At 62.8% G+C, this 22841-nt stretch carries 19 protein-coding genes; 15 read left to right on the plus strand and 4 right to left on the minus strand.

The annotated features are described in order from the left end of the window. The first annotated feature begins 50 nt into the window (after nt 1-50). From murJ to ACXAF3_RS15410, 12 genes are all read left to right on the plus strand, one after another. Nucleotides 51-1661: a murein biosynthesis integral membrane protein MurJ gene (gene murJ, locus ACXAF3_RS15355; RefSeq protein ID WP_475113193.1), complete on the plus strand. Its 1611-nt coding sequence runs from the start codon at nt 51-53 to the stop codon at nt 1659-1661. Nucleotides 1662-1760: 99 nt separating this feature from the next. Continuing rightward, a complete protein-coding gene (gene ribF / locus ACXAF3_RS15360) occupies nt 1761-2744 on the plus strand; it encodes a bifunctional riboflavin kinase/FAD synthetase (protein WP_475113194.1) in 984 nt (327 codons plus the stop codon). 61 nt (nt 2745-2805) lie between these two features. Continuing rightward, nucleotides 2806-5610, plus strand: coding sequence for an isoleucine--tRNA ligase (gene ileS / locus ACXAF3_RS15365; protein WP_475113195.1), 2805 nt, complete (start codon nt 2806-2808; stop codon nt 5608-5610). Beyond that, complete coding sequence (gene lspA / locus ACXAF3_RS15370) at nt 5603-6139, plus strand: signal peptidase II (RefSeq protein WP_475113196.1); 537 nt, start codon at nt 5603-5605, stop codon at nt 6137-6139. Before ileS ends, lspA begins: the two co-directional genes overlap by 8 nt. A 4-nt stretch (nt 6140-6143) precedes the next feature. Then, nucleotides 6144-6584, plus strand: a complete 441-nt coding sequence (fkpB, locus tag ACXAF3_RS15375; protein WP_475113197.1) for an FKBP-type peptidyl-prolyl cis-trans isomerase — start codon at nt 6144-6146, stop codon at nt 6582-6584. A 73-nt stretch (nt 6585-6657) separates the two neighbouring features. After that, nucleotides 6658-7590, plus strand: coding sequence for a 4-hydroxy-3-methylbut-2-enyl diphosphate reductase (gene ispH, locus ACXAF3_RS15380; RefSeq protein WP_475113198.1), 933 nt, complete (start codon nt 6658-6660; stop codon nt 7588-7590). A 183-nt stretch (nt 7591-7773) separates the two neighbouring features. Then, complete coding sequence (locus ACXAF3_RS15385; protein ID WP_475113199.1) at nt 7774-8289, plus strand: GspH/FimT family pseudopilin; 516 nt, start codon at nt 7774-7776, stop codon at nt 8287-8289. A 10-nt stretch (nt 8290-8299) separates the two neighbouring features. Then, nucleotides 8300-8767, plus strand: a complete 468-nt coding sequence (pilV, locus tag ACXAF3_RS15390) for a type IV pilus modification protein PilV (RefSeq protein ID WP_475113200.1) — start codon at nt 8300-8302, stop codon at nt 8765-8767. A 2-nt stretch (nt 8768-8769) separates the two neighbouring features. Next, nucleotides 8770-9783, plus strand: a complete 1014-nt coding sequence (locus ACXAF3_RS15395) for a PilW family protein (RefSeq protein ID WP_475113201.1) — start codon at nt 8770-8772, stop codon at nt 9781-9783. Next, nucleotides 9783-10319, plus strand: coding sequence for a pilus assembly PilX family protein (locus ACXAF3_RS15400; RefSeq protein WP_475113202.1), 537 nt, complete (start codon nt 9783-9785; stop codon nt 10317-10319). Before ACXAF3_RS15395 ends, ACXAF3_RS15400 begins: the two co-directional genes overlap by 1 nt. An 11-nt stretch (nt 10320-10330) precedes the next feature. Further along, nucleotides 10331-13681, plus strand: a complete 3351-nt coding sequence (locus ACXAF3_RS15405) for a pilus assembly protein (RefSeq protein WP_475113203.1) — start codon at nt 10331-10333, stop codon at nt 13679-13681. Nucleotides 13682-13745: 64 nt separating this feature from the next. Beyond that, on the plus strand, nt 13746-14186 hold the full coding sequence (locus ACXAF3_RS15410; protein ID WP_475113204.1) for a type IV pilin protein: 441 nt from the start codon (nt 13746-13748) through the stop codon (nt 14184-14186). On the opposite strand, the gene ACXAF3_RS15415 is transcribed toward ACXAF3_RS15410, so the two are convergent. From ACXAF3_RS15415 to ACXAF3_RS15425, 3 genes are all read right to left on the minus strand, one after another. Beyond that, on the minus strand, nt 14187-14789 hold the full coding sequence (locus ACXAF3_RS15415) for a GspH/FimT family protein (protein WP_475113205.1): 603 nt from the start codon (nt 14787-14789) through the stop codon (nt 14187-14189). A 59-nt stretch (nt 14790-14848) separates the two neighbouring features. Then, nucleotides 14849-16252, minus strand: coding sequence for a sigma-54-dependent transcriptional regulator (locus tag ACXAF3_RS15420; protein WP_475113206.1), 1404 nt, complete (start codon nt 16250-16252; stop codon nt 14849-14851). 110 nt (nt 16253-16362) lie between these two features. After that, nucleotides 16363-17958 (minus strand): two-component system sensor histidine kinase NtrB, encoded by a 1596-nt coding sequence (locus tag ACXAF3_RS15425; protein ID WP_475113207.1) that lies wholly within the window; start codon nt 17956-17958, stop codon nt 16363-16365. A gap of 89 nt (nt 17959-18047) precedes the next feature. Between ACXAF3_RS15425 and ACXAF3_RS15430 the strand changes: the two genes are divergently transcribed. Further along, nucleotides 18048-19676: an NAD+ synthase gene (locus ACXAF3_RS15430; RefSeq protein WP_475113208.1), complete on the plus strand. Its 1629-nt coding sequence runs from the start codon at nt 18048-18050 to the stop codon at nt 19674-19676. Between the two features lie 67 nt (nt 19677-19743). Here ACXAF3_RS15430 and ACXAF3_RS15435 read toward each other — a convergent pair whose 3' ends face one another. Continuing rightward, the gene (locus tag ACXAF3_RS15435; protein ID WP_475113209.1) at nt 19744-20676 is read right to left on the minus strand and encodes an outer membrane protein assembly factor BamD; all 933 of its coding nucleotides are present in this window, start codon (nt 20674-20676) and stop codon (nt 19744-19746) included. Nucleotides 20677-20811: 135 nt separating this feature from the next. Between ACXAF3_RS15435 and rluD the strand changes: the two genes are divergently transcribed. Together rluD and pgeF are read left to right on the plus strand one after the other, a co-directional pair. Further along, nucleotides 20812-21768, plus strand: a complete 957-nt coding sequence (rluD, locus tag ACXAF3_RS15440) for a 23S rRNA pseudouridine(1911/1915/1917) synthase RluD (protein ID WP_475113210.1) — start codon at nt 20812-20814, stop codon at nt 21766-21768. 247 nt (nt 21769-22015) lie between these two features. Then, the gene (gene pgeF, locus ACXAF3_RS15445; RefSeq protein ID WP_475113211.1) at nt 22016-22780 is read left to right on the plus strand and encodes a peptidoglycan editing factor PgeF; all 765 of its coding nucleotides are present in this window, start codon (nt 22016-22018) and stop codon (nt 22778-22780) included. Nucleotides 22781-22841 lie beyond the last annotated feature (61 nt).

Raw genomic sequence — 22841 nt, forward strand, 5'->3', positions numbered from 1 at the left:
GACTTGCCGGCCACAGAATCTCTACCGCGTTTGATGCAGGAGTCGCCGTTTTGCCGCAGCCGTCCGCCAGCCAGGAAAATCCGAGCGAAAAGTCCGGCGCATCCGGGCTGTTGCGCGGCAGCTCCATCGTCGGTGGCGCCACCATGCTGTCCCGGATCATGGGGCTGGCCCGGGACATGGTTTTAGCCCGTTTTGCCGGTGCCGGCGATGCCGCGGACGCCTTTTTTGTGGCTTTCAAAATTCCGAACTTCTTCCGCCGCCTGTTTTCCGAGGGCGCCTTCTCCCAGGCCTTCGTGCCGGTGCTGGCGGAGTACCGGCAGAAGGGCGGTATCGCCGCGGCACGGGCGCTGAACGATCGCGTCGCCGGGGCGCTGGGCGGCACCCTGCTGCTGGTGACTCTGTTCGGGGTGCTCTGCGCGCCGCTGGTGGCGGGAATTTTCGCATTCGGCTGGTGGTGGGACGGCAGCGAGCGGGAGAAGTTCTATCTGGCGGCGGATATGCTGCGTATCACCTTCCCCTATCTGATGTTGATCTCGTTGACCGGATTCGCCGGCGCCATTCTGAACAGCTTCGACCGCTTCGCGGTGCCGGCGCTGACGCCGGTGCTGCTGAATCTGGTGCTGATCGCGGCGGCGACGCTGGCCGCCGGCTGGTTCGAGCCGCAGATCATGGCGCTGGCCTGGGGGGTCTTCGCCGCCGGCGTGGTGCAGCTGCTGTTCCAGCTGCCCTTCCTGATGCGCCACGGGCTGCTGCCGCGGCCGCGCTGGGACTGGCGCTACCCGGGGGTGCGCAAGATTTTGCGCCTGATGGCGCCGGCCATCTTCGGCGTGTCTGTGACCCAGATCAGCCTGGTACTGGATACGGTGCTGGCCTCCTTCCTGCCCACCGGCAGCGTGTCCTGGCTGTACTTTTCCGACCGCCTGACCGAGCTGCCGCTGGGGGTCTTCGGTGTAGCGGTGGCCACGGTGATTCTGCCGAACCTGTCGCGCCAGCACGCCGGCGGCGATCCGCGCCGCTTTCGCCACACGCTGGACTGGGCGCTGCGCAGCGTGACGCTGATCTCGCTGCCGGCGGCGGTGGCGCTGCTGGTGCTGGCGGAGCCGCTGCTGACGACCCTGTTCCAGTACGGGCGCATGCAGCCGCGGGATATGGAGATGGCCGCCTGGTCGCTGCGCGCCTACTCGCTGGGATTGCTGGCCTTTATGCTGATCAAGGTGCTGGCGCCGGGCTATTTCGCCCGCCAGGACACCTATACACCGGTGCGCTTCGGCCTGATCGCGATTGCCGCGAAGATGGTCCTGAGTCTGGCGTTCGTGATTCCGCTGAACCACTACTTCAAACTCGGCCATATGGGCCTGGCGCTGGCCACCGCCTGCCAGGCGGCGATCAACGCCTGGCTGCTGTACCAGGGGCTGCGCCGCGACGATGTCTACCGCCCGGAGGCGGGCTGGGGGGCTTATCTGTTGCGGCTGCTGGTGGCAAACCTGGCGATGGTCGGGGTGCTGCTGCTGGCGCTGTACTACTGGTCGGACTGGAGCGACTGGTCCTGGCTGGAGCGCGCCTGGCGCATGGGGGTGCTGGTCGCCGGCGGCGGGGCCAGCTATGTGCTGGTGTTGCTGGCCTCGGGCCTCAGGCCGCGCCACTTCCGCGCCACCAGTTGATCCGCGCTGCGGCAGGCCTTTGCGCGCGCCGGCCACTGACCGCCAACCACTTATCCGCTATACTGCGCCGCTCGATTTTAAAAGGATGGGAAGACCGCCTTGGCCCTAGAGCGGGAAGAGAGACGCGAACTGATTCGCGGGTTGCACAACCTGCGCCCCCGCCACCGCGACTGTGTGGCCACAATCGGTTCTTTCGACGGCGTGCATCGCGGCCACCAGGCCATCATCGCGCAGCTCGGGCAGCGCGCGCGCGAGCTGGGTGTGCCGTCGGTGGCGATTATCTTCGAGCCCCAGCCCCACGAGTTTTTCTCCGGCGAGCGGGCGCCGGCGCGGCTGATGCGTTTCAAGGAGAAGGTACTGGCCCTGTTCGAGGCCGGCGTGGACCGGGTACTGTGCCTGCAGTTCAACGAGCGGCTGCGCGGTCTCAGTGCCGAGGCCTTTATCCGGCGCGTGCTGGTCGAGGGGCTGGCCATCCGCCATCTGGTGGTCGGGGACGACTTCCGCTTCGGCTGCGACCGCAGCGGCGACTTCCGCCTGCTGCAGCGGGTGGGGGCCGGCGTTGGATTCACCGTCGAGGACACGGCGACGGTGGAGATCCGCGGCGCGCGGGTCAGCAGTACGCGTATCCGCGAGGCGCTGCAGGCCGCGGACTTTGAGCTGGCCGAGACGCTGCTGGGCAAGCCCTACCGCATCACCGGGCGCGTGGCGCCGGGCAGGGCGCTGGGGCGCCAGCTGGGCGCGCCGACCGCCAATGTGCGTCTGCACCGCTACCGCTCGCCGCTGGTGGGCGTCTATACCGTGCGCACTACCGCGACCGATGGCTCGGAACTGGCCACCGGCCGCCGGGAGATCGACGGCGTGGCCAATGTCGGTTTCCGCCCGACCGTGGAGGGGGAGGGCGCGCAGCCGCTGCTGGAGGTGAACCTGTTCGACTTCAACGGCGACCTCTACGGCCGCGAACTGGCGGTGGAGTTCTGCCACAAGCTGCGCGACGAAGAGAAGTTCGCGTCGCTGGAGATCCTCAAGGCGCGCATCGCCCAGGATATCGAGGACGCCAAGGCCTGGTTCGCACGGCACCCGTAGGGTTGAACACGAGCTCCGCCCCGACAAAATTCACAATCGTCTATATCTAAGCAGACACCCAATGACCGATTACAAAGCGACTCTGAATCTGCCCGAGACCGATTTCCCGATGCGCGGCAACCTGCCGCAGCGGGAGCCGGCGATTCTGCAGAAATGGCAGGAGGGCAAGCTCTACGAAAAGATCCGCGCGGCGCGCGCCGGACGCGAGCAGTTTATCCTGCACGACGGCCCGCCCTACGCCAACGGCGATATCCATATCGGTCACTCGGTCAACAAGATCCTGAAGGACATCATCGTCAAGTCGAAGACTCTGAGCGGCTTCGACGCCCCCTATGTGCCCGGCTGGGACTGTCACGGCCTGCCCATCGAACACCGGGTGGAGAAGAAGATCGGCAAGGCCGGCAGCAAGGTGGACCACAAGACCTTCCGCCAGAAGTGCCGCGAATACGCCGCCAAGCAGGTGGAGGGACAGAAGAAGGACTTTATTCGCCTCGGTGTCTTCGGCGAATGGGACAACCCTTACCGCACCATGGACTACCAGTTCGAGGGCGACATCATCCGCGCCCTCGGCCGCATCGTGAAAAACGGCCACCTAGCGCGCGGCTTCAAGCCGGTCTACTGGAGCGTGGTCGGCGCCTCGGCGCTGGCGGAAGCGGAAGTGGAGTACCAGGACAAGACCTCCTACTCCATCGACGTCTGCTACCCGGTGACCGAGGAGACGGCGCTGGCGATCGCCGACGCCGCCGGCGGCCACGCCGGCGACGGCCCCCTGTCCGTGGTCATCTGGACCACGACGCCCTGGACACTGCCCTCTTCCCAGGCGGTTTCGGTCAATGCCGAGCTGGAATACGTGGTACTGCAGGCGGGCGACAGGCGCCTGCTGGTGGCCGAAGACCTGAAGGATGCAGTGCTGGCGCGCGCCGGCCTGGAGGGCACCCTTGTCGGCCGCATCCGCGGCGCGGCCCTGGAGCACCTGAAGGTCAATCACCCCTTCTACGACAAAGAGCTGCCGATCGTGCTCGGCGAGCATGTCACCACCGACGCCGGTACCGGCTGCGTGCACACGGCCCCGGACCACGGCCCGGACGACTTCCTGGTGGGCAAGCGCTACGGTATCGACACCCTCAACTATGTGGACGAGAACGGCGTCTACCGCGATACGGTGCCGCTGTTTGCCGGCGAGCACGTGTACAAGGTGGACGAAAAAATTGTCGCGTTGCTGAAAGAGAAGGGCGTGCTGCTGTGCGAGGACAAGCTGGTGCACAGCTACCCGCACTGCTGGCGTACCAAGACGCCGCTGATCTACCGCGCGACGCCGCAGTGGTTCGTCAGCATGCAGCAGAACGACTTGCTGGATCACGCGCAGAAGGCCGCCGACCAGGTGCAGTGGATTCCCGGTTGGGGCAAGGCGCGTATCGACGCGATGCTGGATGCCAGCCCGGACTGGTGTATCTCCCGCCAGCGCACCTGGGGCGTACCCATCGCGCTGTTCGTGCACAAGGAGACCCACGAGATCCACCCGGACACCCCGGCGCTGATGGACAAGGTGGCCGAGCGCGTCGACGCCGAGGGTATGGATGTCTGGTTCGACCTGGATCCGGTCGAGCTGCTCGGCGAAGAGGCCGACCAGTACCAGAAGGTTACCGACACTTTGGATGTCTGGTTCGATTCCGGCGTGACCCACTACGCGGTGCTGGAGCGCCGCGACGGCCTGCGCTTCCCGGCGGACCTCTATCTCGAGGGTTCCGACCAGCACCGCGGCTGGTTCCAGTCGTCCCTGAAGACGTCCATCGCGATCAACGACTGCGCCCCCTACAGGCAGGTACTGACCCACGGCTTCACCGTGGACGCCCAGGGGCGCAAGATGTCCAAGTCCATCGGCAACACCGTCGCGCCCCAGGATGTGATCAACAAGCTGGGCGCCGACGTGCTGCGCCTCTGGGTCGCCGCTACCGATTTCAGCGGCGAGATGGCGGTGTCCGACGAGATATTGAAGCGCACCGCGGATTCCTACCGCCGCCTGCGCAACACCGCGCGCTTCTTCCTGTCCAACCTGGCCGGCTTCGACCCGGCGCGGGACCTGCTGCCGGAAGAGGCGCTGCTGGCCCTGGACCGCTGGGCGCTGGACAGGGCCGCGCGCCTGCAGGACGAAATCGTCGCCGCCTATGACAGCTACCAGTTCCACCAGATTTACCAGAAACTGCACAACTTCTGCGTGGTGGACATGGGCGGTTTCTACCTGGATATCATCAAGGACCGCCAGTACACCACACAGAAAGACAGCGTCGCGCGCCGCTCGGCACAGACGGCGCTGTACCATATAGTGCAGGCCTTCGCGCGCTGGATAGCGCCGATACTGAGCTTTACCGCCGAGGAACTGTGGCAGTTTATTCCGGGCGACAAGGCCGAGAGCGTTTTCCTGGAGGAGTGGTACCCGCTGCCGAAACTGCCGGCGGAGTTCGGCAAGGGCGCCGACTACTGGGCTGCCATCGCCAAGGTGAAAGCCGCGGTGAACAAGGTGCTCGAAGAGCAGCGCGCGGCCGGCAATATCGGCGGCTCACTGCAGGCCGCAGTGACCCTGTACGCGGACGACGACCTGCGTGAGAAACTGCTCGAGCTGGAGGACGAGCTGCGCTTCGTGCTGATCTGCTCCTCCACCTCGGTACAGCCGCTCAGCGACGCGGCCGGTGCCGAGGTGACCGAGCTGCCCGGACTCAAGGTCACAGTGCGCAAGGTGGACCACCCCAAATGCGCGCGCTGCTGGCACTACCGGGCGGACGTCGGTGCGAATCCCGAGCACCCGGAAATCTGTTCCCGTTGCGTGGACAATGTGGCCGGCAGCGGCGAGGAGCGCCACTATGCCTGATGGGGCTGATGGCATCCGGGCCCTGGGGCACCCCTGGCGCTGGTACTGGCTGGCGCTGGCGGTAGTGGGCCTGGATATCGCCACCAAGGTGTGGGCGGTGGATATGTTCATGCAGCGCCCGGCGCTGCAGATAATTCCCGGGCTGCTGCAGTTCACTTACGCGGAAAATTACGGTGCGGCCTTCAGCTTTCTCGCCGACGCGGGCGGCTGGCAGCGCTGGTTTTTCGGCGTTGTCGCGCTGGGTTTCAGCGTCATGGTCATCGTCTGGCTGTGGCGCCTGCCGGCCAGAAAGCGCTGGGAGCCATTCGCGCTGGCGCTGATCCTCGGCGGTGCCATCGGCAACCTGTGGGACCGGATGTCGCTCGGCTATGTACGGGACTTTATCTCCGTCTACTACGGCAGCTGGCATTTTCCGGTATTCAACGTCGCCGATATCGCGATCAGTATCGGTGCCGTCATGCTGGTGATCGAATTACTGTTCTTCGCCGAGAAAAACGGCGGCGACACAGAGAAGAGCGCGGAAGTTTAAATCGATGAGCAATACCGAAATCGGCGAACACAGCCGGGTGACCCTGCATTTCAGTCTGAAGCTGGATGACGGCACCGAGGTGGACTCCACCTTCAAGGGCGATCCGGCCACCTTCAGTGTCGGTGACGGCAGCCTGCTGCCGGGCTTCGAGAAAGCGCTGTTCGGCCTCAAGGCCGGCGACGAGGCGGAGATCGAAATTCCCCCGGAGCTCGGCTTCGGCCAGCGCAACCCGGCCAATATCCAGAAGGTGCGCCGCGACAGCTTCTCCCCGGATATGGAGCTGGAGCCGGGCCTGGTGGTCTCCTTCGACAACGGCAGCGGCGAGCTGCCCGGTGTGATCCGCGAGGTGGGCGAGGACGAGGTCACCGTCGACTTCAACCACCCGCTCGCCGGGCAGACGCTGAACTTTCATGTCAAGATCATCGAGGTCGACTCGATCCAGTAGGGCTGCAGGTGTGTGAATGCCTGGGCCGGATTGGACCAAGTGAAGCGAGCCCATCAACAGCAGTGAAATGACTATGCAAATCCGACTCGCCAACCCCCGCGGCTTCTGCGCCGGCGTCGACCGCGCCATCGACATCGTCAACCGCGCCCTGGACGTCTTCGGCGCGCCCATCTATGTGCGCCACGAAGTGGTCCACAACAAATTCGTCGTGGACTCCCTGCGCGAGCGCGGCGCCGTGTTCGTGGACGAGCTCAGCGAAGTGCCGGACGACGTGATCGTGATCTTCAGCGCTCACGGCGTTTCCAAGGCGGTGCAGAGAGAGGCCGCCGAGCGCGGTCTGAAAGTCTTCGATGCCACCTGCCCGCTGGTCACCAAGGTGCACATGGAGGTGAGCAAGTTCAGCAACGACGGCGCCGAGTGCATATTGATCGGCCACGCCGGCCACCCGGAGGTGGAGGGCACCATGGGTCAGTACGACACCAGCGCCGGCGGTGCCATCTACTTAGTGGAAGACGAGGCGGACGTGGCCAGGTTACAGGTAAAGGACGAGAACAACCTCACCTATGTGACCCAGACCACATTGTCCATGGACGACACCGCCCGCGTCATCGATGCCCTGCGCGAGCGCTTCCCGAATATCCGCGGTCCGCGCAAGGACGACATCTGCTACGCGACCCAGAACCGCCAGGACGCGGTCAAACAGCTGGCCCTGGAGAGCGATCTGGTGCTGGTGGTGGGCAGCCCCAACAGCTCCAACTCCAACCGTCTGCGCGAACTGGCCGAGCGCTGCGGTGCCACCGCCAAGCTGATCGACGGCGCCGCCGACATAGATCCCGCCTGGCTCACCGGCAAAAAATCCATCGGCATCACCGCCGGCGCCTCGGCGCCGGAGGTGCTGGTGCAGGAGGTCATAGAGCGCCTGCAGCAACTGGGCGCGGAACCGCCGCAGGAGATGGCGGGGCAGGAGGAGAGTATCCGCTTCTCGTTGCCGAAAGAGTTGCGCTGATCGAATCTCTCTAAATATGCGGGCCATGGGCCCGCTTGTCGCCCCATCGCCGCCGTTTATCGGCCCTCGCCGAAACCCTCGATCCCTTCGCTTTATTTACCGCGCCAAATTGGTATATATGCATCAGTTTGGCGGGGTGCCTGATTATTGGCCCACCGCTTCATATGTCAGAGTGGCTCAATAATGAACAGAATCAGTCGCATGGTGGGTTTCACCCTTGTCGAGCTGATGGTGGTGCTGATGATCCTCGGCATTATCACGGCGATGGGGGTCCCCTCCTTCAACACCATGATCAAGAACAATCGCATGGTGACCATGACCAACGACGTCAACGGAACCTTGCAGTTTGCTCGTGCTGAAGCGGTGCGCCGCGGCGGCAATGTCCGTGTCAGCGCGATTGGCAACGATATTGGCAATGGGCTGCGGGTGTGGGTTGACGACGGGGACAACAACTATGAGGCGGGCGAAGAGCTGCGCGAGCTGCGTATTGATCTCGCGAGCCTGGTCCTTGGTGCGAGCGTAGGTGGTACCTCTACCACCAATCTCGATTTTACCTTTAATGCCCGGGGTGAAAGCAGTCTCGGCGGCACTCTGACTCTGGGCATGTGTGACGACCGCACTGGCAATTACGGTCGTCAGCTGGAATTGCTCGTTTCGGGTGCTGTGCGCCTGATCAAAGAAACCAGCTGTAAGGGCTAGGAGAAGATCGATGCAAACGCAACGCGGAGCCACCTTGATCGAAGTGCTTGTTTCGGTGCTGGTGCTGGCCGTGGGCCTGCTTGGGCTCGCCGCGACCCAGATGATGAGCCTGAAAAATGGTAGTGGCGCTCATCACCGCTATATGGCTGCGCTGGCCGCTCAGGAAATCGTCGAACGCATGCGGGCAAACCCGGCGGGCGTGGAGCAGGGCAGTTACGAGGGGACCGTAAAGGGCTCGGAGACATTGAAGAAAAAGTGCGATACCTCCTGTAGCGCCAGTGAAATTGCAGATCTCGATCTCTACGAATGGGATAGGCTGCTCTCCGCCAACCTGCCTTCGGCCAGCGCTACCATCGCCCGTGCCGGCGGCGAGGTTACGGTAACCATTGACTGGAAAGAGCAGCATACCGGGAAGAACTATGGTGGCTCCGGCGGCGGCCTGGAGGATGCCTCTTTTCAAATGATCGTGGAGTTTTAACCATGCAGTTATTTGCCCGGCAGCGCGGCCTGTCGCTGATTGAACTGATGATCGGCATACTGTTGAGTTCTTTGTTGCTGCTCGGGGTACTGCAGATTTTTCAGAGCAACAGCGACACCATGCGTATGCAGACGGCCTTTTCCCGCGTACAGGAAAGTGGCCGCTTTGCCATCGATCTTCTCAGCAAAGAAATTCGCGCGGCGGACTACTGGGGTTGCGCACCAGACGTGGACAGTATTGAAAATCGGCTGGATACGACCAACGCTTTTCTGAATTCCATCGGCGCTGACGGCGTGCAGGGGGTAGACAATGCTAAATCCACCGAGAAAGTCGGCGGTATGGATGTTGCGGACGGCACCGATATCCTGATTCTGGGCGGCACCGTGGATGCCTGTGGTGGCACCGGGCGCGTTGTGGACCCGACGCCGGCGACTGCGCTTCAGGTCAGCAGCAACTGCGCTATTAGGCCAGGCCAGGTTGTACTCGTATCCAACTGCCGGGTGGGGGATGTGGTGACAGTAACCGGTGTCAGCGGCAGCGGTCTAAAAACCCTCTCCCACGCTGCCGGAGAGGTGGATCCGAAGTGGATCAAAAACGCCAGCAGCGCACTGCAACAGAGTTACGGTGCGGACTCCAAGATACTGCGTCCTTATCAGCGCACCTACTTCATTGCTCAAAGCGCGGGCCCTGCCGGCACCAACTCGCTGTTCGTGAGCGACGAAAACGGTATCGTCCAGGAGCTGGTGCCGGGTATAGAGGATATGCAGGTGACCTACGGCCGAGACACCACCGGCAACGGGATGGTGGATACCTGGCAGGGTGCCAGCAACGACCTGGATGTGATGGCCGATGTGACGGCAATCAAGTTGCAACTGGTGGTTGCCAGTGAAGGCAATGCGAGCGTCGACACCCAGAAGATTACCCGGCTCGATGGTACAGAAACAACTTACACAGATGGCCGTCTGAGAAAGCTCTATGTGGCCACGGTAAAAGTACGCAATCGCGGGAGAATGTGATGACAGCGATGAACCGGCAACAGGGCGCCGTGCTGGTGGTCAGCCTCATTATTTTGTTGGTGCTGACGTTGATTGGTGTGTCCGGCGCGCGCGGCGTATTGATGAGCGAGCGGATGACATTTGCCTCTCGTGACGCCAAGATCGCGCTGGAAGTGGCCGAGTCCATGGCGCGTCAGGGGGAGGCCACTATCGACGCTCTCACCGACACCTCGGGATTTGGTACGAGCGGCTGGCTGCGCACCGCGGGCGACGGTCCGGATGATTTGTTTGCGGCAGATACCTGGACGGATACCAATTCGACCAAGAGAAAAGTGTCCATGAAGGGGCCGGATGGCAAGACCAATCTGGAGGGGCGCATGTATATCGAGCTGGCCGGCCTGGCCTCAGACGACGCCAATGCCTCGGACGTGGACCTGAGTGCAGGTAACACGCAGCAGGAATTTAAGGATATACAGGTTTTTAAAATCGTCACCCGCGGCGTGGGTATCGGCGGCACAGAGCGTATCGTAGTGACCCTCTACGGCAAGGCACTCTAAGAGAGCGAATAATGGAACTGAACAACAAAACTAAAATGCGTTTTCCGCTGCGCTCCTTCGGCGCGGCCATTTTATTGACTCTCGCCACCTGCGCTTCCGCGGCGCCGGGTACTCTGTCCGATGTGCCCCTGTATACCCGCGGTGCCGCAGAGCCGAATATTATGTTTGTGCTGGACTCTTCCGGTTCCATGCAGGGGGAAATTTGGCCCCCTAGTGAATATGATGAGAATATAAGCATTGCATGTGCCAATCCCCTTCCCAGTTCATATAGATATCAGAATAGGTGGGGTAACTGGAGGACGGGCTACTATACAGTAGAGTTTCGGGTTAGGAAATCCGATGGTCGTGTTGAGTTCAGGCTGAACGACGATGGCAAGGGGTGGCGGATCTGGGATTCCACGAACGATTGCTTTGATAACGGCAAGAACTATCGGGCATGGTTTTACGCATACGAAACTTCCAGCGGCTATTATGAGACAGGTAGTGACCCGGATTGGGGGGATTATCGTGATGAATCGGCCAGCGGGCATCTACTGAACTGGTATTTCTCCGAAAAGAACGATGCCGGCGCCTACGTGGCGGCAAAGTTTTTGAATTCTAACGGTGTGGCGGCACGCTCAAAAGTTCCCGTTACCCGGACTGATGTAATGAAGACTTCCGCAGCTGAGCTGGTGGGCGGTTTGGAGGATGTGCGCATCGGCTTGATGCAGTTTAATGGCGGTAAGGGTGGTCGCGCGCTGTTGGGGCTTACCAGTATCGACGACAAAAACCGCAGCGACATTCTGAATGTTATCGCCGGTATCAGCGCCGATGGGAGTACGCCTCTCGGGGAGACCTTCGAGGATGTGGGGCGCTATTTTATCAGCGGTTACGAAACCCAGAAGCTCTCCTATGAAGACAGCAGCGGTACAATCAAAAGTGTGGCGGGCAATACTATTTTTGCCAGCGAACCGGACTGGGACGGTGTGAGTCCGGCGGTGCCCAAACCGGACAATACGGCTGATGGCGCCGCCATCCAGTACTATTGCCAGAAGAGCTTTATGGTGGCGCTGACCGATGGCCAGCCCACCAGTGACGCAAGTGTCAGCAGTATCCTGAAAAGCTTCGATCACTCCTGTGCCGGCCCCAAAGGATGTACCAGCGGCGACGATGAATCAATGGACGATGTGGTCAAGGCGCTTTATGACCTGGACCTGCGCCCGGACCTGAAAGAGCCCGACGGTACGCCCGTTAAGCACAATATCACCAGCTATCTGATCGGCTTTGCCAACCAAGGGCTGTCGGATAGCGATGTGATGGTCAATGCCGGTGCCCTCGGGGGCGGTGGTGTCTATTCCGCTGACGACGCCGCCTCTCTGAAGGTGACCTTCAACCGCATTATCAACAAGGTGCGCGCGGCCGTTGGCACTTCCGGTTCCGTCGCGTTTAACTCCACTTCACTGGAGGCGGGCTCGGCGCTGTTTGCGGCCAAGTTCGACAGCGGCGACTGGAGTGGTGAACTGGCTGCTTTGGAGCTGGATGCCGATGGTAAAATCGCTGCTACCCCTTCATGGAAGGCGAGCAGCATACTCGACAGTGTTTCCGACCACAGCCAGCGCGTTATGCTGACCTATAAGCCGGGCACCGGCGGCGTTCCCTTTACGGAGAGCGGCCTCGATATCTCCGGCAGTGACACTGAAACCGAGAAAGATTTGAATATCAATACCTCATCCGGGATCGCGGAGACAGACAACAGGGCCGCCGATCGGATTGCCTATCTGCGTGGTGACCGCACCAAAGAGGGTACGGCTGTAAACGAGTTCCGCCAGCGCAGCACGCGCCTCGGCGATATAGTCAACTCGACACCGGTATATGTGGGCAAGCCGAACGCGAAGTGGTCCAGCGCGAATTTCCCTGAAGCGAAAAGCTATGAAGCTTTTAAGTCGGCCAAGAGCGGGCGCACTCCCGTCGTTTACGTCGGTGCCAACGATGGCTTCCTGCACGGCTTTAACGCCAGCTTAACCGGCGCCGATAAAGGCAAGGAACTGATTGCCTATTCGCCGGCCGTACTGACGAGCACGGAGGACGAGTATGGCCTGCACGCGCTGAGCTCGCAGAATTACCTGCATAAATATTATGTGGACGGAACGCCCACCGTTACCGATGTGTATATCAACAGCGCTTGGAAGTCGGTGCTGGTAGGCGGTCTCGGCGGCGGCGGCAAGGGCTACTTTGCCCTGGACGTCACCGACCCCGCGTTGTTTAAAGAGTCAAACGCCGCCAAGCTGGTGTTGTGGGAGTTCACCGACGCGGACAACGAAAATCTGGGTTACACCTTCAGCCGTCCTCAGATGGGGCGCATGTCCAACGGCGAATGGGTGGCCATATTCGGCAATGGCTACAACAGTAAAACCGGAGATGCGGGGCTCTTTATCGTATATCTCGATGGCGATGACGGCCTGGGTAACAATCATATCTATCTGTCCACTAAAGCCGGAAGCGCCAGCGACAAAAACGGGCTCTCCACACCGGCGATAGTCGATGCGGATCTGGATGGCACCATTGACCGTATCTACGCCGGAGACCTGAAAGGGAATATGTGGGTCTTCGACGTTAGCACGACCGGGAAGTGGGATGTTGTCAAGGATACGAGTGCGAAGCCAAAGCCGCTGTTTACCGCCGCGGGTGAACCCATCACCGGCGCGCCCCTGGTAGCCAGGAATACCGCCCACTCTGAGGGTGCAGATCCCAACCTGCTGGTTACATTCGGCACTGGCCAGTACCTGACTGACGCGGATACAGCCAGCACCGCGGCGGGCGGCTTCTACGCGGTGTGGGATAACGGCACCTACGGCCTGAGCAAGACGGACCTGGAAGTGCGCACCATCGCCGAAAAGGCGGTGGAACAGAAAGACAAGAGCACCCGTACCCGTCGAATCCTGGGTGGCGATGAGCTGGACTGGAGCAAGAAACACGGCTGGTATATCCCGCTCAAGCCGGGTGTCAGCCCGGATGGCGGCGAGCGGGTCATCACCCGACCGGATCTGCTGCGCAACGTGCTCTTTTTCAATACCGTAATTCCCACCGGGCAGGTGTGCTCGGCGGGTGGCCGCGGCTGGTTGATGTCAGTGGATATACGCACCGGCTTGGCGCCCGAGAAGTTCGGGGTGTTTGATGGCAATGGTGACGGTGTTATCGATCTCGGTGACCAGGGCCTGGTGGGGCGGCCGATTTACGATGGGGCACCGAACAAGTCGGGCTTTATCGGTGGCGGTTTACAGGTGACTTCTACCACCGATGGCAGCGTATCCAGTGAGAAAATATTTGTTGGCAGCGGTGCGCGTGAGGGGCGCCTGTCCTGGGAAGAGATAACCCCCAATTGATAGAGATTGAAGTGCGTCCGACGGCCATTGGTGTCGGGCGCCCCGAAAAACTGGTTGGAAAACGATGAAAAAACAGTATGGCTTTACGTTGATCGAACTGATGATCGTGGTCGCGATCGTCGCGATTCTCGCTGGAGTGGCCTGGCCTTCGTACCGGGAACATGTGCGCAGTGCCAACCGCGCCGATGCCCAGGGGGCACTGATGGGGCTGGCGCAGGCGATGGAACAGCACTTTACCGAGAATGGCACCTACGCGAATTCACACACCGGTAAAGTTCCGGATATTTTTCCGGATGAGGCACCACTCGACGGTGGTAACAAGACTTACGACTTGAGAATCGAAGACGCCGATGGCGACTCCTATATCCTGCGGGCGATTCCTAAAAATGGCCAAGCTGGTGACGGAATGCTGGAGCTTCGGTCCAGCGGCATTCGCGCCTGGGATAGGAATAACAGCAACTCTTTTTCTGCCGACGAGCTGTGTTGGAAGAAGAGCTGCAGTTGATCAGCTGGCGGCCCCGCAAGTCAGGTTTTTCCCGCTGCCGTCTTCCACGATACCGTCGCCGTCCCTGTCTTTTCCGAAGTAGGGGCGGCCGATGGTATTCAGCACTATGATCCAACCGTATTCCGCCTCACCGCTTTCCGGGCAATAGGCGAAGTTACCGGCCTGTGAGGGAGTGGTGCCATTCGGACGGAACCTCAGGTATTTTTTGTTGAGGGTGTTCCAACTGAGGGAGGCACGCCCTGCAGGCAGAGTTAGAACTCTTTCAATTCGCTCGCTTTCTTCGCGCTTGCCATTGCCATTAGTATCGGCAAACAGTAATGCGCCAGCCGACCAGTCGTTTCCGCAAGTCTTGCCGTCGCCACTCGGGCACAGTGAGTAATTTCGCCCCTCGCTATAGGCCTTGGCGCGCATCAGTATCAGTATCTCAAAGAGTTCGCGCCCTTTGGCTTCGCTGCGATAGCGCTTGGCGAAGTCGCTCATCGGTGGCGCCGCAACTGCGACTACGACAGCCAGAATGGCGACAGCGACCATCAGTTCGACCAGTGTAAATCCCGAATATTTTTTCACCGTGCAAACTCCTCTTCCCTGAGTTTGCTCCAGCATACGGATTGCGCTGCAAAAGCCAATCACAGGCCATTACAGTACGCCCGTTCAGTTTTTGCTCAGCTTTCCAGCCCCAGCTTCTTCAACCGGTAACGCAGCGAGCGAAAGCTGATCCCCAGCTTCTGCGCCGCCGCGGTCCTGTTCCAGCGGGTGTCGGTCAGTGCCTTCTCGATGGCTTCCCTCTCGATGGCCTGCAGGAACTCGTCCAGGGAGGTGTACTGGCTCGGGTCGAATTGTCCGGGGTAGTTCTGTGCCGGCGGCGGCTCGCTGACGGCTTGGGGGGGCGGTTGCGCGACCTGCGCTATTTGCACGACTTCCCGGTCGAGCAGCAGGTCCTCGGCGCGGATCAGCTTCTGGTCGCTCAGGGTAAAGGCCCGCTCCAGGGTGTTTTCCAGCTGCCGCACATTGCCGGGGAAGGGGTAGCTCTTCAGCGCGTCCAGCGCCTCTGCGGAGAGCTGCGGCGGCGCCACGCCGGCGTTGGCGGCGATGCGGCGCATGATGACATCCGCCAGCAGCGGTATATCCTCGGCGCGCTCGCGCAGTGGCGGTACGGCGATTTCGATCACGTTGATGCGGTAGTAGAGGTCGCTGCGGAAGCGTCCCTCGGCCACTTCCCTCGCCAGGTCCTTGTGGGTCGCACTCAGTATGCGCACGTCTATGGGCACTTCCCGGCTGGCGCCGACCGGACGCACGCATTTCTCCTGGATCGCGCGCAACAGCTTGACCTGCATATCCAGCGGCAGGTCCGCCACCTCGTCCAGGAACAGGGTGCCGCCCTCGGCGGTTTGCAGCAGGCCGGGCTTGTCCCTGTGGGCGCCGGTGAAGCTGCCTTTCTTGTGGCCGAAAAACTCGCTCTCCATCAGCTCCGCGGGGATGGCGCCGCAGTTGATCGGCACGAAGGGTTTATCCGCGCGGGCGCCCTGGGCGTGGATGGAGCGGGCCGCCAGTTCCTTGCCGGAACCGGATTCGCCGCTGATGTAAACGGGCGCATCGCTGCGCGCGACCTTGGCGATCTGCCGGCGCAGGTCGCGCATCTTATCGGCCTCGCCGAGCAGCAGCTGCTCGGCGCTTTGCGGGTGCGCTTCACCGCGTTTCTGGTTCAGGCGCAGGGCCAGCTGCACCAGGCTTCGCAGTCTCTCCAGGTCTACGGGTTTACTGACAAAGTCGAAGGCCCCCAGCTTCAGAGCGTTGATAGCTGTATCCATATTGCCGTGGGCGGTGATGACCGCCACCGGCAGTTCCCCCTGCCGCTGTTGCTGGATATGTTCCACAAGCTGCAGTCCGTCGCCGTCGGGCAGGCGCATGTCGGTGAGGCAGAAGTCGTAGCGCTTTTCGGCCAGCAGCCGGCGCGCATCCCGCAGGTTACTGGCGGTGTGACACTGGACGTTCATTCGCCGCAGGGTCAGGGTCAAGAGTTCGCAGATATCCGGTTCGTCGTCGACGACCAGGGCCAGTGGTTGCATCTGTTTTCGGTCTTTTATTGTTGGTTCTTGTATTTGCCAAGTGGCGGATTATCGCAGAGTTTGCCGGCGGATTTACACCGGCCTTTCAGGGAAAATGTTTCCCTGTATGCTCAGAAAATCCGGTTGGCGTGGGCGAATTCTATCCGGAAGCAACTTCTGTTGCGCGCGTCGCGGCAGTGGTAGAGATTGGCCTGGATGGCCTCGCAGAGTTCGCGCGCGATATACAGCCCCAAGCCGCTGCCGCCCTGGCCGGTAGTGAAGAAGGGTTCGAACACCTTGTCGCGGTGTTCCGGCGGAACGCCGCGGCCACTGTCGATCACGTCCAGCACGGCGCAGTCGTGCTCCCGGTGGAGGTAGACGGCGATTTCCACTTCGCGCCGGCCGGTGGCGATATGGGAGTGGTGCAGGGCGTTGTTGCACAGGTTGGTGACCACCTGAGCCAGCTGCTGCGGATCGAAGCGGGCACTGACAGGCTGTTCCGGCAGCTCCAGTTGGATGCAGGCATCGTTCGGGGCTCCGGCGCGGAAGTCCTGCAGAAACAGTTCCAGCCAATCGCCCAGATCGAGCAGCTGTGGCGCCGCCGCGCGGCGGCGCGACAGCTGCATCACGTTCTCGACGATCTCGTTGACCCGCCGGCTGTGGCGGCAGATGATCTCGGTCAGGTGCCGGTCCTCGTCGCTGAGGTTCGGGGATTCCGACAGCAGCTGCGCCGCGTGGCTGATGGCACCGAGCGGGTTGCGCACCTCGTGGGCGATGGAGCCGGTCAGGTGCCCGAGGGAGGCGAGTTTGAGTTTCTGCGCGGCCTGGGTGAGTTTGCTGTTGTCCTCCACGAACACCAGCGTGCTGTCGCCGTGCTCGCGGCGCAGGTTGGCAAAGCTGAGGCGCAGCTCGCTGCCGTTGTCCGCCTGCACCAGGGCGCTGTGGCGCGTGTCGTCGCGGCGCCACTCGCGCACTATACGGCGCAGCTCTCCCTGGCGTGGGCCGTCCGGCTGCAGCTGTTCACCCAGCAGCTGGCGCGCGGCGCGGTTGATCAGCTCGGGCTTGTTGGCCGCGTCCATCACCAGCACGCCGGTGCGCATGCGCTCGATAATCTGCTGTGCCAGCCGCTGCAGGTGCGCCGCGTGGCGGCTCTGCTGGTCCGCGCGCAGTGTGGCGCTGCGGATGCGCGCGGACAGGTACTGCAGGGCGCTGACGGTGGTGAACAGCAGTATGCCCAGGCCGCCGGCGGCGACGATATCCTGGGTGCCGGCGCGGCCGGCCAGCAGGTTGTACAGCTGCAGACCGATGACGCCGATGCTGGCGATGGCGGCGAAGAAGGCACCCATGCGGCGGTCGAGCAGCATCGAGCCCACCGAGCAGTTGATCAGGAGCAGGTAGCCGAGCCCGGAATTGAGGCCGCCGCTGGCCTGGATAAGCACCAGAAAGGCGAGGATGTCGCAGCCGAGAATCAGCCCCACCTGTCCGGGGCTGGTGTGGTAGGCGCTGTGGCGCAGGTGCAGCAGCCAGCCGAAATTGAGCGCCGCGTAGGCGATGACGGTATTCAGGTAGAGCGCCGGCGCACTGTTGCCCACGGCACCGCGGCCGATATCGGAAGTGAAAATCCCCAGCAGCACCAGCGCGATGGCGACCCGGTAAAAGGCATAGACCCGCAGCAGTTCGTGGTGCTGCAGGTGGCTTCCGCCGGTGGTGGGCGCTGCGCTGCTCAAGGTATGGATTCCGGGATTGTTCGCTGTACTTCTGCTGTTGTCTCCCGGGTCACGGTACAATAGCCGTCTGTCTGTCCCGAGGTATAGAGATGTCTACTTTGCAGCTAGTGCTGGCACAAATCAATTCCCTGGTGGGGGACATTCCCGGCAACACCGCCCAGGTGGTCGAGGTGGCCCGCAAGGCGCACCGCGAGCTGGGGGCCGAGCTGGTGCTGTTTCCGGAGCTGACCCTGAGCGGCTATCCGCCGGAGGATCTGCTGCTGCGCCCGAGTATGCAGCGGCGCGTGGATGCGGCGCTGGCGCAGCTGCTGGCGGCGGAGCTACCCTGTGCGGTACTGATCGGCTACCCGCGGGTGGTGGCCGGCAAGGTGTTCAATATGGCGGGCCTGATCGTCGACGGCAAACTGGTGGCCGAGTACGCCAAGCAGAAGCTGCCCAACTACCAGGTCTTCGACGAGATGCGCTATTTCGTGCCCGGCGACCAGCCCTGCGTGGTGGATATCAAGGGCATACCGACCGCCATCACCATCTGCGAGGATATCTGGCACCCGGAGCCGGTGGCCCAGGCGGCCGCCGCCGGCGCCAGGCTGATGCTGAATATCAACGCCTCGCCCTTCCACCGCGGCAAGGCGCAGCAGCGCCTGGAGCTGCTGGCCAGCCAGGCCCGCGCCGGCGACATGCCGATCGTCTATGTGAACTGGTACGGCGGCCAGGACGAACTGGTGTTCGACGGCGGCTCCTTCGCCGTGGATGCCCAGGGCAAGCTGTGTGCGCGCGCGCCGGAGTTCGTCGAGAAGCTGCTGCCGGTCACCGTGTCGCAGAAGAACGGCAGGGTGACGCTGAAGTCCGGCGATATCACGCCGGCGCTGGAAGATCTGGCGTCCGTCTACCAGGCGCTGGTGCTGGGCGTGCGCGACTATGTCAACAAGAACGGCTTCAACGGCGTGGTGCTCGGCCTGTCCGGCGGCATCGACTCGGCTCTGACCCTGGCCATCGCTGTGGATGCCCTGGGCGCCGAGCGGGTGGAAGCGGTGATGATGCCCTTCCGCTATACGTCCGATCTGAGCAAGAACGACGCCGCCGATCAGGCCAGGCGCCTCGGTATCCACTACCGTGTGATCAGCATTGAACCGATCTTCGACGCCTTTATGGGCGCGCTGGCCGAGGAGTTTGCCGGCAGCGAGCGGGACACCACCGAGGAGAACCTGCAGGCCCGCGCCCGCGGCGTGCTGCTGATGGCCATTTCCAACAAGAAGGGCGCCATGGTGCTGACCACCGGCAACAAGAGCGAGCTGGCGGTGGGCTATGCGACCCTCTACGGCGATATGGTGGGGGGCTACAACGCGCTCAAGGACGTGCCCAAGGTGCTGGTGTTCGAGCTGGCCCGCTACCGCAACAGCATTTCCGAGGTGATCCCGGAGACGGTGATCACCCGTCCGCCCAGCGCCGAGCTGGCGCCGGGTCAGGTGGATTCCGACAGTCTGCCCCCCTACGAAATCCTCGATCAGATACTGCACTTCTATGTCGATCGCGACTGCAGCGCCGAGGAGATTATCGCCCGCGGCTTCGAGCGGGAGACGGTGGAGCGGGTGGTGCGCCTGGTGGACCGCAACGAGTACAAGCGCCGCCAGGCGGCGGTGGGGGTGCGCATCTCCGAGCGCGGCTTCGGCCGCGACCGGCGCTATCCGATCACCAATGGCTGGAAGGCCGGGGAATAGACCCGCTGCGGCAAGTCAAGCAAAAACGGCGCCTCGAGGCGCCGTTTTTGCTTGGATCCATTGCCGCTTACATCAGTTCCGGCGGCAGCGGCGTCTCGTCGCGGCGGTACTCGGCGTTGTACAGCTCGCGGCTGTCGAAGCCGCGCGGATCGGACTTCTCGAACAGGCCCAGGGTGATGCGATGGATGAAGCTGCGGCCGCTGGCGCCCTTGTAGTAGTTGTAATTGAAGCTGCCGTCGTTGCGGAAGGCGGGGTGATTCGGGTAGTTGGTGCGCAGCACCGCCAGTGCGTTGGCCTCCAGCTCCGGCATGTTCATCAGGTGGTAGCCCTGCACCATGGCCGCCAGCGCATCCGGTACCGCCGGTGTCTGCTGGAAGTTCTCCACCACGTAGCGGCCGCGGTTGGCGGCGGCCAGGTAGGCACCGCGCTTGAAGTAGTAGTTGGCCACATGGATCTCGTAGCGGGCCAGCAGGTTGCGCAGGTGGATCATGCGCTTCTGCGCGTCCGGCGCATAGCGGCTCTCCGGGTAGCGGGCCATCAGCTGGGCGAAGTAGGCGAAGGATTCGCGCGCGGAGCCCGGGTCGCGGCTGGTCATATCGGTGGGCAGGAAGCGCTCGAACAGGCCGCTGCCCTCGGTGAAGGACGCCAGGCCCTTCATATAGTAGGCGTAGTCCACATTGCGGTGCTGCGGGTGCAGGCGGATAAAGCGGTCCGCCGAGGCGATGGCCGCGTCGTTTTCATAGTTGCGGTAATAGGCGTAGATCAGCTCCAGCTGCGCCTGCTCCGCATAGCTGCCGAACGGGAAGTTGTCTTCCAGCGCGCGCAGGTTCTTGATCGCCAGGTCCCACTGGCCGGATCTGAGCTGGCGCTGGGCCGCCTCGTAGAAGGCCTGCTCGGTGCGGCTGCCGGAGGGCAGCCCCTCCTCGGATTCGTCGGTGCTGGCGCAGGCGACCAGAATCGTGGACAGTAAGGCCAACCACAGCGCTTTCCAGGCCTGCATAGTCCCTCGCTCTATCATTATTACTCTCTACCTTATTGCTCTCTGCCTGTTTAAACTGGCCGCCATTGTAGGTACCGGGCGGGCCGGACATTTAACCACAGTCGCGGGGCTGCCCAAAGCATTTGAAATTGATTAATGAGTGACCATCTCGAGATCGATATCCAGGTCCCGGCCCAGCTGGCCGGTCACAGATTGGACCAGGCCGCGGCGGAATTAATTCCCGATTATTCCCGCGCGCGCCTGCAATCCTGGATAAAAGGCGGCCAATTGACCGTCGACGGCAACCCGGCCAGGCCGAAGGACAAGCTGTTCGGCGGTGAACAGCTGCGCCTGCGCGCGGAGCTGGAGCCCCAGGGGGAGTGGCGCCCCCAGGCCCTGGACCTGGCCATCGTCTACGAGGACGACAGCCTGCTGGTCATCGACAAGCCGGCCGGGCTGGTGGTGCACCCGGCCGCCGGCAACCCGGACGGCACACTGCTGAACGGCCTGCTGCACCACTGCCCGGCGCTCGAGAAGATTCCCCGCGCCGGCATAGTGCACCGGCTGGACAAGGACACCAGCGGCCTGATGGTGGTGGCCAAGACGCTGCCGGCGCAGACGAATCTGGTACAGCAGCTGAAAGCGCGCAGCGTCAGCCGCCAGTACGACGCCCTGGCCCAGGGCCGGATCACCGCCGGCGGCACCGTCGACGCGCCTATCGGGCGCCACCGCCAGAACCGCCTGAAGATGGCGGTGCTGGACTTTGGGGGTAAGGAAGCGATCACGCACTACCGGGTCTGCGAGCGTTTCCGCGCCCACACACTGCTGCGCTGCAAGCTGGAGACCGGGCGCACCCACCAGATCCGCGTGCATATGGCCCATATCCGCCACCCGCTGGTGGGCGACCCGCTGTACGGCGGCCGCACCAGGCTGCCGCCGGAAGCGGCTGCGCAGTTGGTCGAGGCGCTACAGCAGTTCCCGCGCCAGGCACTGCACGCGGCCGAACTGGCGCTGGAGCACCCGGCCAGCGGCGAGCGGATGCACTGGCGCGCGCCCATGCCCGCGGATATGCTGCGGCTGCTCGAACTGCTACGTGTGGATGCGCGTGCGTAGCCAGGGCCGAAGGTGCCGCAAACGCCGATGTGAAGGCCCTGATACCGGTGGCAGTTTTCGGGACTGTCGGCCGGAGGGACCCGGCCGACAAGCCTACAGGGATGTATTCACGGCGTGTCCCGAAAACTGCCACCGGTAGCAGGGCCGCCACTGAGCCGGCTACGGAGCTCCAAACTTAAGGTGCCTCCCAGAACAAGGGCGAACACGAGGTTTGCCCCTACGAAACCTGGTTAAGGTAAATAGATAGATGTCCAGCGAACACTACCTGTTCCCAGACTGGCCGGCCCCCGCCAATGTGCACGCCGCCACCAGCCTGCGCAGCGGCGGCCGCAGCGAAGGTCCCTATGCCACGTTCAATCTCGGCGCCCACGTCGGCGACGACCCGCAGGCGGTCGCGGCCAACCGGCGCCAGCTGCGCGAGGAGCTGCGGCTGCCCGCGGAGCCCCAGTGGCTGGAGCAGATTCACAGCGACAGAATCGTCGAGGCGCGTGCCGACGCAATGGTGCGCACCGCCGACGCCAGTTTCGCCACCGCCCCCGGTGCCGTCTGCGCCGTGCTCACCGCGGACTGCCTGCCGGTGCTCTTCTGCGACAGGGCCGGCACCCGCGTGGCGGCGGCCCACGCCGGCTGGCGCGGTCTGGCCGGCGGCATTCTGCGCGCGAGCGTCGCGGCACTCGGCTGCGATCCCGGGGAGCTGCTGGTGTGGCTGGGCCCGGCCATAGGTCCGCGGGCTTTCGAGACCGGGGTCGATGTGCTGGAAGCCTTTTTTGACAATGCACAGAGCGGTGCGCACGCGGAGGAGATCGCCCAGTGTTTCCGCCCGCACACGGAAAAGCCGCTGCACTTTCTCGCCGACATCTATGGGCTGGCGCGCGCGGAGCTGCGCCAGTTGGGCGTCAATGCAATATTCGGCGGCGACCGCTGCACCCTTTCCGAAGCGGAGCATTTTTATTCCTACCGCCGCGACAAAACCACCGGCCGCATGGCGTCGCTGATCTGGCTGCAGCAATAATCTGCGGCGCGAAACAGCCCACGGTTGATCCGGATCATTGAAAACCCCTCTCCCGCCCCTA

The sequence above is a fragment of the Microbulbifer sp. ABF4_143 genome, assembly GCF_056160225.1.